The following is a 14,879-nucleotide window of genomic DNA, read 5'->3' on the forward strand; positions in this document are numbered from 1 at the left end:
CAGGGCGGTGACGGTAAGTTGAGCTGGCTTTGGCCCTGCCGGTATGGCAAAACCGGGAGGCGAGGCGTAGCTTAGCGGCTCAACGATGCCCCGGCCTCGGGTGCTACTTCTTCGCTGTTATGACCAAATATTTAATGCTGGCTTCCCTAGCCTTGCCGCTGGCGGGGCACGCCCAAACCACTCCCACGCCGCGGGCCCTGCGCCTGAGCGACCTGGCTCAACTCCGCGATGTGGCCGACCCGCAGCTTTCGCCCGACGGGGCCTGGGCGGCCTACACCGTGACGCGGGCCGACACGGCCGCCGACAAGCGCAACGCCGACGTGTGGATGGCCCGCACCGACGGCTCGCAGAACCTGCGCATCACCACCGACCCCAAAAGCGAAACCAAGCCCCGCTTCAGCCCCGACGGCAAGTACCTGAGCTTCCTTTCGAGCCGCGGCGAAGACGACGCCGGCGATGCCCAGCTCTGGCTGCTGAACCGCGCCGGCGGCGAAGCCGAAAAAGTGACCAAGCTGCGCGGCAGCGTGTCGGACTACGTATGGGCACCCGATGGCAAGCGCATTGCCATGATTATCCGCGATGCCGACCCGGACTCGCTGTCGGCTGCCCAAAAAACCAAGAAGAAAACCGCGCCGCCCATCGTCATCGACCGGTTTCAGTTCAAGCAGGACGTCGACGGCTACCTCAACAAGCAGCGCCAGCACCTCTACGTGTTCGACGTGGCCACGCGCAAGCTCGTGAACCTCACGCCCGGCGTGTACGACGAGCACATGCCTGCCTGGAGCCCCGATGGCAAGCAGCTGGTATTCTCCAGCAAGCGCGGGCCCGACCCCGACCGCCACGACAATTACGACCTCTTCCTCATTGATGCCACGGCCGGCGCCACCGCCCGCCCGCTCACCACCAACGAAGTACCGGACAGCGCGCCCAACTACGGCAGCCGCCCCGCCTGGAGCCCCGACGGCAAGAGCATTGCCTTCGTGCAGGGCGGCCCCAAGGAGCAGCTGGTGTATGCCCTGCACCAGCTAATGGTGGTACCTGTAAGCGGCGGCACCCCGCGCGCTCTCACCGCCGGCCTCGACCGCAACACCACCAAGCCCCAGTGGTCGCCCGACGGCAAGAGCATCTACTTCCTGCTCGAAGACGACCGCGCCGTGTCGCTGGCCCGCGTGCCCGCCGCCGGTGGCAAAATCGAAAAAGTCCTCACCGGCGCCCGCGAGGTGGGCGACTACGCCCTGGCCCGCAACGGCCAGCTGGCGGTGCTCACCGGCCAGGCCCAGCAGCCCAACGAGGTGTTTGCACTGGGCAAAAAGGCCGCCCTGCGCCCGCTTTCCAAGCAGAACGACGAGTGGCTGCGCGGCCTCACGCTGGGCGACGTGACGCCCATTCAGGCCAAGAGCAAGGACGGCACGCTGGTGAGCGGCTTCCTAATCAAGCCGGTGGGCTACCAGGCGGGGCGCAAATACCCCACGCTGCTGCGCATTCACGGCGGGCCGGTGTCGCAGTTTGGCTACGGCTTTTCGTTTGAGTGGCAGTACTTCGCGGCAAATGGCTACGCCGTGGTGGTGGCCAACCCGCGCGGCAGCTCGGGCCGCGGCCTCGACTACAGCAAGGCCATCTACGCCGACTGGGGCAACAAAGACACCGACGACGTGCTGGCCGTGGTAGACTACGCCGTGGCCCAGGGCCTGGCCGACCCAGACCGCCTGGGCGTGGGCGGCTGGAGCTACGGCGGCATCATGACCGACCAGGTCATTGCCCGCGACCAGCGCTTTAAGGCGGCGGTGAGCGGCGCCAGCATCGGCAACGTGCTGGCCGGCTACGGCACCGACCAGTACATCCGCGACTACGAAACCGAGCTGGGCACGCCCTGGAAGAACACCGACGTGTACCTGCGCGTGTCGTACCCCTTCTTCCACGCCGACCAGATTCACACGCCCACGCTCTTTCTCTGCGGCGAAAAGGATTTCAACGTGCCCCTGCTCAACACCGAGCAGATGTACCAAGCCCTGAAAAGCCTGAATGTGCCCACGCAGCTCGTTATCTACCCCGGCCAGTTTCACGGCATCAGCACGCCCAGCTACGTGAAGGACCGCTACGCCCGCTATCTGAGCTGGTACAACAAGTACCTCATGCCGAAAGCAGGCGCCTCCAGCGGCCAATAAGCTCGCCCGGCAGCTCAAATTCAATCTATATATTCGAATGAAAAACAGTTGGTTATGCCCCATGGGTGAAGCCTGGCCAGTTGTTTTATTAGCGCCGCTGCGCTCAAGTAGCTGAGGGACAAACCAACCTGATGAAGGCCGCCGCAAAGCCAGCGTGAGCGCCTGGCGGAAACCGTTGCACAAACGATTATGTGCGAAAATCTAGTTTTTTCTTTCAGAAGCGGTTTTTTTAGCGGAACATTACTTTCCCTTAGCTTCGCTAGCACTATGCCACGCTGCAAACGTGGCGGGCGTAGCCTTCCAACACCAACTACACTCAATGAACAAGCTCTCCACGATTGATTACATCGTTTTCTTCGTCTACTTCATCATTGTATCCGGCTATGGCATCTGGATTTACCGGCGCAAGACCGGCCACGATGGTACCCTGGAGGGCGATTCCAAAGACTACTTCCTCGCCGAAGGCTCCCTGACGTGGTGGGCCATCGGCTCCTCCCTCATCGCCTCTAACATCTCGGCCGAGCAGTTTGTGGGCATGTCGGGTTCGGGTTTCAAAATGGGCCTGGCCATTGCCACCTATGAATGGATGGCAGCCATCACGCTGGTGGTCGTGGCCACGTTCTTCATCCCGGTGTATCTGAAGAATCACATCTTCACGATGCCCCAGTTCCTGAACCAGCGCTACAACAGCACCGTGGCCATGATTATGGCCATTTTCTGGCTGGCGCTCTACATCGTGGTCAACCTGACCTCGATTCTCTACCTCGGCGCCATCGCCATTAGCAGCATCGCCGGCCTCAATCTCGACTTCTGCCTGTACGCACTGGCCGCGTTTGCCGTGCTTATCACGCTAGGGGGCATGAAGGTGATTGGCTTCACCGACGTAATCCAGGTGTTCTTCCTGATTCTGGGCGGCCTGGCCACCACCTACCTGGCCCTGAACCTCGTGGCCGAGCACAGCGGCCAGACTGGCGTGCTCAACGGCTTCCACCTGATGACGCAGCAAGCCGGCGACCACTTCCAGATGATATTTAAGAAGGACAACCCCAACTTCATCGACCTGCCCGGCCTGACCGTGCTGCTCGGCGGCATGTGGATTGTGAACCTGAACTACTGGGGCTGCAACCAATACATCACCCAGCGCGCCCTCGGCGCCGACCTGCCCACGGCCCGCGCCGGCATCCTGTTCGCCGCTTTCCTCAAGCTGCTCATGCCCGTGATTGTGGTGCTGCCCGGCATTGCCGCCTACGTGCTGTACAAGTCCGACGTGTTCAGCACGGAGATGATGCAGAACGGCGAGCTCAACCCCGACCGTGCTTACCCGGTGCTGCTCAACATCCTGCCCGTGGGCCTCAAGGGGCTTTCCTTCGCCGCGCTCACGGCCGCCGTGGTAGCCTCGCTGGCCGGCAAAGCCAACAGCATTGCCACCATCTTCACCCTCGACGTCTACAAAAAAGTCATCAACCCCGAGGCTTCGGAAAAGAAACTGGTGCACGTGGGCAAAGCTGCCGTTATCGTGGCCATGATTTTGGGCGTGCTCATCGCGCCGCACCTGGGCATCGATAAGAAAGGCGGTTTCCAGTACATTCAGGAATACACGGGTTTCGTGTCGCCGGGCATTTTTGCTATGTTCATCCTGGGCTTCTTCTGGAAGAAGACCACCTCGTCGGCGGCGCTGTTTGCCACCATCGGCGGCTTCCTGCTGTCGGTGCTGTTCAAGTTCCTGCCCAATTTCGCCGACCTCTCCTTCCTGGCGCCCTTCGGGTTTGCGGTGAAGAACGCCGACGGCGTTTACGAAATCCCGTTCCTCGACCGGATGGGCTTTGTGTTCGTCATCTGCATCGTGGCCATGGTGCTCATCAGCTTGTTTGAAACCAGCCGCGGCGTAAAAACCAATGGCCTGGAAGTAGACCGGAGCATGTTCAAAACCACCCGCGGCTTTGCCATCGGCTCCATTGCCATCTTGGTTATTCTCACCACGCTCTACACCATTTACTGGTAAGCTTTCAAGCAAAGCTCAATAGGCCGTCATGCTGAGCGCAGCCGAAGCATCTCGCGTGCAATAGTAAACTCAATCAATAAGATTAGTTACAGCACGCGAGATGCTTCGGCTGCGCTCAGCATGACGTTCTGCTTTATGTCAACCCGCCTTTTTACCCTTATTTGCTATGAAACTCCTTCGTTACGGCCCTCCCGGCCAGGAAAAGCCGGGCATTATACAGGGCACCCAGCGCTACGACGTATCTGCGTTTGGCGAAGACTACAACGAAGCCTTTTTTGAGCACGATGGCCTGCAGCGGTTAGCTCAATTTGTGCAGGCCAACGCCGGCCAGCTGCCCCTGGTGGCCGATACCGAGCGCCTGGGCCCGCCCGTAGCCCGGCCTTCCAAAATCGTGTGCATCGGCCTGAACTACTCCGACCACGCCCGCGAGGTAGGCGCCACGCCCCCCGCCGAGCCAGTGCTGTTTCTGAAGTCCACTACCGCGCTGGTCGGGCCTTTCGATGACATCATCATCCCCCGAAACTCGGTGAAAACTGACTGGGAAGTGGAGCTGGCCGTGGTCATAGGCAAGCGCGCTTCCTATGTGGAGGAAGCCGATGCGGCCGGCTACATCGCCGGGTACACGTTGCACAACGACGTATCGGAGCGCGAGTTTCAGATGGAGCGCAGCGGCACCTGGGACAAGGGCAAGGGCTGCGATACCTTCGCGCCGGTGGGCCCCTTCCTGGCCACGCCCGACGAAATGGGCGACGTGGACAACCTGCGCCTCTGGCTCATGCTGAACGGGACCATGGTGCAGGACGGCACCACGGCCAACCTGATTTTCAACATTCCCTTCCTTATTGCCTACGTCAGCCAATTCATGACCCTGCTGCCCGGCGACATCATCTCGACGGGCACGCCGGCGGGGGTGGGCCTGGGCTTTAAGCCGCCGGTGTACCTCCAGCCTGGCGATGTAGTGGAGCTGGGCATCGACCACCTGGGCACGTCGCGCCAGGTGCTCAAGGCCTACGCGGGCTAGTCGCTCAGCTTCTGCCTCTTGTCATGCAGAGCGTAGCGAAGCATGACAGACGGTTTGCAACGAAGCAGTAGAGATGCTTCGCTGCGCTCAGCATGACGTTCTTTTTTGGGTAGACTCTAAGCAGCAAGCGATGGCGGCACAGCTAAAGCGGATAGTTCGAAGCGTTGTAATTCTGAGTATCGGCTTGAGCCTGCAGGCTCAAGCCCAGGCCACGCTTTCCCAGGTTTGGGTGCCCGACCTGGGCAACGGCACCTACAAAAACCCGGTGCTGTACGCCGACTATTCGGACCCGGACGTAGTGCGGGTCGGCACCGATTACTATCTCACGTCGTCGAGCTTCAACAGCGTGCCGGGCCTGCAAATCCTGCATTCCAAAGACCTGGTGAACTGGACCATTATCGGGGCCGCGTTTCAGGAACAGCTGCCGGTAGCCGAGTTCCGGCTGCCCCAGCACGGCAACGGCGTGTGGGCGCCGGCCATCCGCTACCACAACAAGCAGTTTTACCTCTACTACCCGGACCCCGACCGCGGCATTTACGTGACGCGCGCCACCAACCCCGCTGGCCCCTGGGAGCGCCCCAAGCTGATAAAGGAAGCTAAAGGCTGGATAGACCCCTGCCCACTGTGGGACGAAGATGGCAGCGCCTACCTTGTGCACGCCTTCGCCGGCAGCCGGGCCGGGTTCAAGTCCATTCTGGCCGTATCGCGCCTGAGCGCCGATGGCCTGCAGGTCACGGGCGACGACGTGCTGGTTTTCGATGGGCACGCCAAGCACCCCACTATCGAAGGGCCCAAGTTTTACAAGCGCCACGGCTACTACTACATTTTCGCGCCCGGCGGCGGCGTGCCCACCGGGTGGCAAACCGTCCTGCGGTCCAAGAGCGTATTCGGCCCCTACGAAGACCGGATTGTGATGGACCAAGGCAAAACCACCGTCAACGGCCCGCACCAGGGCGCGTGGGTCGATACGCCCGACGGCAAGGAGGACTGGTTTCTGCATTTCCAGGACCAGGGCCCCTACGGCCGGGTGGTGCACCTGCAGCCCATGGCCTGGAAAAATGACTGGCCTGTTATCGGCGAAGACCCGGATGGCGACGGCAAGGGCCAGCCCGTGCTCACGTACCGCAAGCCTCGCGTGCCCGGCCCAGCGCAGCCCCTGGCCACCCCGGCCACTTCCGACGAGTTCAGCGGCCCCGCGCTGGGCCTGCAGTGGCAGTGGCACGCTAACCCGCAGTTGGGCTGGGCCTTCCCCAACGGGCCCCAGGGCTACCTGCGCCTCTACGCCGTGCCGCTGCCCACCGACTTCAAAAACTACTGGCAAGCACCCAACCTGCTGCTGCAAAAGCTGCCGGCCGAGCGCTTCACGGCCACCACCAAGCTCACCTTCACGCCCCGGTTCGATGGGGAAAAAGTTGGGCTGATAATGATGGGGCTCGACTACGCCTACCTCTCCGTCACGAGTCACAACGGGCAGTGGCGCATCGCCCAAACCACCTGCCACGACGCCGACAAGCTCACCCTCGAAACTGGGGCCGCGCCGCTCATGATTGCCGCTCCGGCTTCCGGCACCATCTACCTGCGGGTGCAGGTGAGCCCCGGTGCCAAGTGCCGCTTCAGCTACAGCCGCGATGGCAAGCTGTTCGAAACAGTTGGGCCTGATTTCCAGGCTCGCGAAGGCAAGTGGATTGGAGCCAAAGTGGGCATGTTCTGCAGTCGCATCGGCAAAACCAACGACGCCGGCAACGTCGATTTGGACTGGTGGCGCATCACTGAGAATGGGCAATAGGCGGTAAGCCATCTGCTCCATCTGTCATGCTGACGAACATTTGTCATGCAGAACGCAGCGAAGTATCTCTACCGCGCAACCCGCGCTATCTGTCATGCTGACGAAGGAAGCATCTTATCACCGTTGAACGAGTCGTGCTAACCTGATAAGATGCTTCCTTCGTCAGCATGACATATAGCGCGGGTGCTCTAAGACGAAAGCAGAATTGTAAAATAATTGGGCAGATTATGAAATAAGATATTGTTCAGGTTAATATTGAAAATTCAATCCAAGCCTGAATTATTAATAAAGTACAATAAGTGTTGAAAAAACCGATTGCGCGGCGGCTTAGAGCCATTTGGCCTAAATTGAGCTAGTTAAGCCCACTAATTCCACCGGTGAGAGCGTTAATGCAGGTATGGCATCGTTCCCGGTAACGATTGCGCAAAAATATATTATCCAACTCTTGCTTTCGGGGTCTGGTGCATCAAACCTTTAAGAAGCAAAACCGGCCGCAGCCGAACCGCGAGCTTGGTTTAAACTTCTTCTTGTCTCCGCATCGTCCCTTTTATGACTGCATTTTCTTCTGCTTTTAGTTTAGCCGGCAAGCGCGCCCTCGTGACGGGTTGCGACCGGGGTATCGGTCAAGCCATTGCCTTGGGTCTGGCCGAAGCTGGCGCCGACATCATCGGCGTATCGGTGCACATGCCCCAGGGCGGCGAAACGGAGCAGGCCGTGAAGGCGTTGGGCCGGGAGTACCGCGGCTACCAGGCCGACTTCGGCAATCTGGAGCAGCTCAACGGCTTCATCAAGGAGGTGCAGGCTGATTACCCCACGATTGACATCCTGTTCAACAACGCCGGCATCATCCGCCGCGCGCCGGCCGCCGAGCATTCCGACGAGGACTGGGACGCCGTGCTCACCATCAACCTCGATGCCCCGTTCCGGCTGGCTCGCGCCATTGGCGGGCAAATGCTGAAGCAGGGGAGTGGCAAAATCATTTTCACCGCCTCCTTGCTCACCTTCCAGGGCGGCATCAACGTGCCCAGCTACGCGGCCAGCAAAGGCGGCGTGGGCAGCCTGGTGAAGGCGCTGGCCAATGAATGGGCCGGCCGAGGCATCAACGTGAATGCCATTGCCCCCGGCTACGTGGCCACCGACAACACCGCCGCCCTGCGCCAGGACGAGGAGCGCAGCGCCGCTATCCTGTCCCGCATCCCGGCCGGCCGCTGGGCCTTGCCCCAGGACTACCAGGGCCCGGCCGTGTTCCTGGCCTCGGCCGCCAGCGACTACGTGCACGGCACCATCCTCACCGTCGACGGCGGCTGGATGGGACGGTAAGAGTTATGAGTTCAGAGTTATGAATTGGGAGTTTTACTCACTGGTCATCAACTCATCTGAACGACTTATAACTCATCATTCATAACTCATAATTACCTTAATGACCCAACGCTTCGCCATCGGTCCACGTGAGACGGCCACCCTTAATACAAGTGGTATCCGCGAGCATTTCCTGATTGAAAACCTGTTTGTGGCCGGCGAAATCCAGCTCACCTACACGCACTACGACCGCATGATAGTGGGCGGGGCCCAGCCCAATGGTAAAGCCTTGTCGTTGCCGTGCCCGGAGTCATTAAAGGCCGGCTACTTTCTGGAGCGCCGCGAGCTGGGCGTGCTCAACGTGGGCGGCCCGGGCCAGGTACGCGTGGGCAACGACACCTACGAGCTGGGCAACCAGGACTGCCTCTACGTGGGCATGGGCGCGGCCGACGTGCGCTTCTCGAGCCACGACGCCACCAATCCGGCGAAGTACTACCTGCTCTCGGCCCCGGCCCACCACGCCCACCCCACCACGCTGCGCACGCAGGCCCAGGCCACACCCGTGGAAATGGGCGCCACCGAGACGGCCAACCGCCGCACCATCTACAAGTACATCTACGCCGAAGGCATCCAGAGCTGCCAGCTGGTGATGGGCCTGACGCAGCTGCAGCCCGGCTCGGTGTGGAACACCATGCCCAGCCACACGCACGACCGGCGCATGGAGGCCTACCTCTACTTCAATCTGCCCGAAGGCCAGCGCGTGCTGCACCTGCTGGGCGAGCCCACCGAAACGCGCCCCTTGTGGGTGAGCAACGAGCAGGCCATCCTTTCGCCGCCGTGGTCCATTCACACCGGCTGCGGCACCGCGGCCTACGCCTTCATCTGGGGCATGGCCGGCGAAAACCGCGAATACACCGACATGGACGCTGTGCCCCTCGACGCACTGCGCTAAGCTGAATTTAAAAAAACTCCCACCCAAATTTTTCCTGCACTCATGAAAAAACATTTTCTCCTGCTCTGGCTGCTGCTCTTTGGGAGCATCGGACTGGCGATGGCCCAAAGCCGCCAGATTCAGGGCGTCGTAAAGTCTGCCGAGGGTGAGCCCCTGCCCGGCGTGACGGTGCTGGTAGAAGGCACCACTAATGGGTCTTCCACCGGAGGCGACGGTGCTTACAGCATCACGCTGCCCGCCGCTAGTGCGGCTACGGCCAAGCTGCGTTTCAGCTACGTGGGCTTTACCTCGAAAGAAGTGACGGTGGGCGACCAGTCGACCATCAACGTGACCCTGGCTTCCGACAGCAAGCAGCTGGAAGACGTGGTTGTGATTGGCTACCAGCAGGTGCAGCGCCGCGACGTAACCGGCTCGGTATCGTCGGTGGGAGCGCAGCAAATCAAAGACATCCCGGTGAACTCGGCCGCTGAGGCCCTGACGGGCCGCCTGGCCGGTGTGCAGCTCACCTCGGCCGAAGGCACCCCCGGCAACAACAACGTGCAGGTGCGCGTCCGCGGTGGTGGTTCCATCACGCAGGACAACTCGCCGCTGTACGTGGTCGACGGTATCCAGATTGAAAACGCCCTGAGCGTTATCGCTCCGCAGGACATTGCCTCGGTCGACGTACTAAAGGACGCCTCCTCGACGGCCATCTACGGTGCCCGCGGTGCCAACGGCGTGGTTATCATCACCACCAAGAGTGGGAAAGAAGGCCGCACTTCGGTGAGCTACAACGGTTTTGCAGGCTTCCGCCGGCTTTCCAAAAAGCTGGACGTAATGGGCCCGGCCGACTACCTCAACTGGGAATACGAGCGCGCCTTGCTCACGGGTACGGGCGCCGGCGTATCGGGCGGCACCAGCACCTTCAAGGCGCTGTTTGGCTCCACCAACTTTGCCAGCGATACCCTGAACCGCATCCGCAAAGCTCCTTTCCAGGACTGGCAGGACCAGGTTTTCGGCCGCGATGCTTTCCAGCAAACGCACAACGTATCAGTGAATGGCGGCAACAAAGCCACCACGTATGCGCTGAGCCTGACCAGCAACAAAGAAGACGGTATCCAGCTGGGCTCGAGCTACGAGCGCAAGCTGGTAAACTTCCGCCTCGATACCAAAGCCACCGACCGCCTGCGCCTGGGCGTGAACGTGCGTTTCAATGACCAGCGCAACAATGGCGCCGGCACCGGTGCGGCCCTGGGTAACTCCTCTACGGGCCAGACGGTGAACACCGGCTCGAGCGTGACGTCGCGCCTGCGCAACACCGTGCAGTATCAGCCCTTCATTACCCCTGCGCTCAACGGCAGTGCCGGTATTGACCCCACCACCACCTTCGACCCCGACTTCTTTGCGAACTCGACCCTGATTAACCCGGTGCTGGCCAACAACAACGAGTACCGTGCCGACAAGCGCCGCACCTTCAACATGGGCGGCACCGCAGCGTTCGACATCGCCAAAAACCTGACTTTCCGCTCGACGGGTGGTTTCGACATTACTTACGCCGACTTGGGTACGTTCAACGGCCTCTACTCGCCCACCATCCGGCAGGCAGCAGGCGGCTACCAGAACTTGCCTTTCGCCACCATTGCTACCGGTACTACTACCACCATCAACAACTCGAACGTGTTGGACTACACGTTCAAGAAAGAGGCCCACACGCTGAATGTGCTGCTGGGCGAGGAAACCTACCAGCAGCGCACCACCACGGCCTTCACGCAGGTGAACTTCCTGCCGGCCGACATCACGGCCGAGCGCGCTTTGGCCAACCTCAACCAGGCCGTGCTGCCGGTGGGCACCGTGTCGCAGCCCGTGCTGCCCCAGACCGGCGTGCCGGTTGACTACCGCCTGCTCTCCGGCTTTGGCCGCCTGAACTACTCTTACGAAGACAAGTACCTGCTTACCGTATCTAGCCGCCTCGATGGCTCGTCGAAGTTCAAGCCCGGCCACCGCGCCCGGGTGTTCCCCGGCGTATCGGCCGCGTGGCGCATATCCAAGGAAGACTTCTTCCAACTGCCCGCCATCTCGGACCTGAAACTCCGCTTGAGCTACGGCCAAGCTGGCAACAACCGCATTGCCGACTTCCTCGGCGACCAGCTGTTCCAGGCCGGCAACGTGTCGTACGTGCTCAACCACGTGACCACGCCGGCCACCTCGGCCACCAACTTGGCTAACCCCGACCTGCAGTGGGAAGTGACCACGACCCGCAACGCCGGCATTGACCTGGCCCTGTTCAACAACCGGGTGCAGTTTACCGCCGATGCGTACTACAACACCACCAACGACCTGCTGGTGAACGTGCCCATCCCCGGCTTCACGGGCTATACCTCGCAGCTGCAAAACGTGGGCTCAACTTCCAACCGCGGCCTGGAGCTGCAGCTGAGCGGCACCGTTATTCAGACCCCGGATTTCACCTGGTCGGCCACGGCCAACGCCGCGCTCAACCGCGGACGCATTGAGTCGCTGGGCAGCGGCGCGCAGGAAATCCAGAGCATTCAGTCGGGTTGGGCTGGTTCGGCCCTGTCGGGCGCTGATTATGTGGCCCGCGTGGGCTCGCCGGTCGGCCAGATGTTTGGTTTCATCACCGACGGCTTTTACACCGCCGACGACTTCGAGACTTATAACTACGCCACCCGCACGGGCGTGCTGAAGAAGACCGTAGCCAGCGACGCCAGCGTAACCGGCACGGCCATCTCGCTGGGTAGCATCAAGCTGAAGGACACCAACGGCGACGGCACCGTGACCGACGCCGACAAAACGGTAATCGGCAACGCCAACCCCAAGCTCACCGGTGGCCTGAACCAGCAGTTTACCTACAAGGGATTCGACGCCAGCGTGTTCCTCAACTTCGTGTTGGGCAACGATATCTACAACGCCAACAAGATTGAATTCACCACCAGCACGGCCAACACGTCTTACGCCAACCTGCTGAGCGTGATGAACAACCGGGTGAAAAACATCGACGAGAACGGCGTGCTCATTGCCGACGCCGCCACCTTCAACCGGGTGAACGCCAACGCTTCCATCTGGTCGCCGGTGCGGGGCAACTACTTCCTGCACTCTTACGCCGTGGAAGATGGCTCGTTCTTGCGCGTCAACAACATCACGTTGGGCTACTCGCTGCCCAAGGCACTGATTAGCAAAGGCAAGCTGAACCAGCTGCGCTTCTACGTGACGCTCAACAACCTGTACACCTTCACCAAGTACACGGGCTACGACCCGGAGGTGAACACCCGCCGGGGCACGCCCCTGACGCCGGGCGTCGACTACGCCGCATACCCCCGCAGCCGCGCCTTCCTGTTCGGCGTGAACATCGGCTTGTAATCTCCCATTCCCACCCGCATTTGCGCTAGCATTCAATATCATGAAATCTTTCATTTCAACTTACCGGGCGGCCACTACAGTGCTGCTGCTGGCCGGCATCGCCGGGCTGGCCACGTCCTGCAAGGATTACCTCGATGTGGAGCCCCTGACCTTGACCACCACGGCGGCCACGTTCAGCACGGTGAGCGGCGCCACCAGCGCCGTGCTCGGTGCCTACGACCCGCTCTCGGGCGACAACACCTATGGCACCCGCCTGAGCATGTACTTCCCCTACGACACCGACGAGATGATTAGCTCGTCGGGCACGTTCGACACGGGCCGCCGCGGCATTGCGCGCTACAAGGCCTTTGCCAACAACACCGAAGTAATCAACCCCTGGAACAACCTGTACCAGGGCGTGGAGCGGGCCAACATCTGCATCGAGAACATCCCGCAGATGGAGCTGTACACCAAAGGCACCAGCGCCGATACCGCGGCTTTGCACCGCCTCTACGGTGAAGCCCTGACCCTGCGCGCGCAGTACTACTATGAGCTGATTCGCAACTGGGGCGATGTGCCCGCGCAGTTCACTCCGTCCAAGTCGGGCCAGGACTTCAACCTGCCCAACGCCGACCGCAACGTAACCCTGACCAAGCTGATTGACGACCTATACCAGGCCGAGAAGCTGGTGCCGTACCGCTCGGCTGCCGGCCTCGTGAACGAGCGCATCACCAAAGGCGCCGTGAAAGCCCTGCGGGCGCGCCTGGCGCTGCAGCGCGGCGGCTACTCGCTGCACGGCACCACCATGACCCGCGCCAGCGACTACCTCGACTACTACAAGATTGCCCGCCAGGAATGCCTGGACTTGATGAGCAAGCGCACCGAGCACACCCTCAACCCCAGCTTCTCGGACCTGTGGCGTGGTGTGAACGAGCAGCGCCACGACGTGGCCAACGAAATCCTGTTTGAAGTGGGCATGACTGGCTCAACTGCCACTGGCGACTCCAAGTTGGGCTACTACAACGGCCCGCGCCTGAACGCCTCGACCATCTATGGCTCGACGCAGGGCGCCGTAACCGTGGTGCCGACCTATTTCTACGCCTTCGACTCGACCGACGTGCGCCGCGACATCACGGTGGCTCCTTACCAGATTCCGTCCAACAATAACCAAGCGGGCGTGGCCCTGAATACCATTTATGACGGCAAATTCCGCCGCGACTGGCACATTCCCCCGCTGCCCGGCACCAACAACTACCTGGGCTACAACTGGCCCATCATCCGCTTCGCCGACGTGCTGCTGATGTACGCCGAAGCCGACAACGAGCTGAACGGACCCACCACGGCCGCCGTAGCCGCCCTGAAAGAAGTGCGCACCCGGGGCTTTGGCGGCAACGCTACCCGCGCGGCTGTGGGCCTGAACACCAGCACCAAAGCCGACCTCTTCAACGCCATTGTGAACGAGCGCCTGCTGGAGTTTGGCTCCGAAGGCATCCGCAAGTATGACCTGCTGCGCTGGAACCTGCTGGGCCAAAAGCTGGCCGATACCAAAGCCAGCCTGAACCTGATGCGCACCGGCGCGGCCCCCTACCAGAATGTGCCCCTCTACCAGTATTACAAGGTGGTGAACGGCATGGTGCAGTGGACCCGCTCGTTCTACAAGCCCTCGCCGACTAACACCACGGCCCCCAGCGGCACCACCCGGGTCAACTGGCGCCAGTCGATTGACGCCACCTACGTGGCCAACCTCCAGCCCAACGGCACCAGTGTAACGCTGGGCACAACCACCGTTACCAGCATCGGCAGCGGCTTGGCTGCTGAATTTGTGGCGGGCCAGGGCCGTGAGCTACTGCCCATCCCACAGACCACGCTGGACACCGACCCGGCCCTGAAGCAAAACTCCGGCTACTAGCCAATCCCGATTTCCGCCTTCTGACTTGCTATGGCTGCGCTCCTCACCCCCGAATCTCCCTTGTTTAGCCGTGCCCACACGCGCACCTGGGAGACCGTGGGCGAGGGCGTACGCCGGCAGGTGCTGACCCACGACCCCGGCACTATGCTGGTGAAAGTGGCCTTCGACCGCGGCGGCATCGGCAGCCGGCACCAGCACGTGCACACCCAAATGACCTACGTGGAAAGCGGGGTGTTCACGGTGAGCATCGGCGACGAGAAACGGGTGCTCCAGGCAGGCGACTCCTTTTACGTCCCTTCCGAGGCATGGCACGGGGTAGAGTGCATCGAAGCCGGCGTGCTGCTCGATGTGTTCAGCCCGGCCCGAACCGAGTTTTTGTAATCCAGACTAGCTGGGCTTTTGTCCTGAATCC

Annotated in this window: 9 protein-coding genes; all 9 read left to right on the plus strand. The window is 61.3% G+C overall.

The genetic code is table 11. The features are described from left to right. The first annotated feature begins 119 nt into the window (after window positions 1–119). The 9 genes from LJ738_RS17155 to LJ738_RS17195 all read left to right on the plus strand — a co-directional run bounded on the left by LJ738_RS17155 (window position 120) and on the right by LJ738_RS17195 (window position 14,848). Window positions 120–2,165 (plus strand): S9 family peptidase, encoded by a 2,046-nt coding sequence (locus LJ738_RS17155; protein WP_227787591.1) that lies wholly within the window; start codon window positions 120–122, stop codon window positions 2,163–2,165. Between the two features lie 319 nt (window positions 2,166–2,484). Continuing rightward, window positions 2,485–4,167: a sodium/sugar symporter gene (locus LJ738_RS17160; RefSeq protein ID WP_227787592.1), complete on the plus strand. Its 1,683-nt coding sequence runs from the start codon at window positions 2,485–2,487 to the stop codon at window positions 4,165–4,167. A 166-nt stretch (window positions 4,168–4,333) separates the two neighbouring features. Further along, window positions 4,334–5,188 carry a fumarylacetoacetate hydrolase family protein gene (locus LJ738_RS17165; RefSeq protein ID WP_227787593.1) on the plus strand — a complete coding sequence of 285 codons (855 nt, stop codon included), beginning with the start codon at window positions 4,334–4,336 and terminating at the stop codon, window positions 5,186–5,188. A 184-nt stretch (window positions 5,189–5,372) separates the two neighbouring features. Then, entirely contained in the window at window positions 5,373–6,974 is a 1,602-nt protein-coding gene (locus LJ738_RS17170) for a glycoside hydrolase family 43 protein (RefSeq protein ID WP_227787594.1), read from the plus strand. A 549-nt stretch (window positions 6,975–7,523) separates the two neighbouring features. Beyond that, entirely contained in the window at window positions 7,524–8,294 is a 771-nt protein-coding gene (gene kduD, locus LJ738_RS17175) for a 2-dehydro-3-deoxy-D-gluconate 5-dehydrogenase KduD (RefSeq protein WP_227787595.1), read from the plus strand. Between the two features lie 100 nt (window positions 8,295–8,394). Beyond that, complete coding sequence (kduI, locus tag LJ738_RS17180) at window positions 8,395–9,225, plus strand: 5-dehydro-4-deoxy-D-glucuronate isomerase (RefSeq protein ID WP_227787596.1); 831 nt, start codon at window positions 8,395–8,397, stop codon at window positions 9,223–9,225. 42 nt (window positions 9,226–9,267) lie between these two features. Beyond that, window positions 9,268–12,579: a SusC/RagA family TonB-linked outer membrane protein gene (locus LJ738_RS17185; RefSeq protein WP_227787597.1), complete on the plus strand. Its 3,312-nt coding sequence runs from the start codon at window positions 9,268–9,270 to the stop codon at window positions 12,577–12,579. A 40-nt stretch (window positions 12,580–12,619) separates the two neighbouring features. Further along, the gene (locus LJ738_RS17190) at window positions 12,620–14,467 is read left to right on the plus strand and encodes a RagB/SusD family nutrient uptake outer membrane protein (RefSeq protein ID WP_227787598.1); all 1,848 of its coding nucleotides are present in this window, start codon (window positions 12,620–12,622) and stop codon (window positions 14,465–14,467) included. A 30-nt stretch (window positions 14,468–14,497) separates the two neighbouring features. Next, entirely contained in the window at window positions 14,498–14,848 is a 351-nt protein-coding gene (locus tag LJ738_RS17195) for a cupin domain-containing protein (RefSeq protein ID WP_227787599.1), read from the plus strand. Window positions 14,849–14,879: the final 31 nt, after the last annotated feature.

It is taken from the genome of Hymenobacter plasmatis, from assembly GCF_020711255.1.
Taxonomy (GTDB): Bacteria; Bacteroidota; Bacteroidia; order Cytophagales; family Hymenobacteraceae; genus Hymenobacter.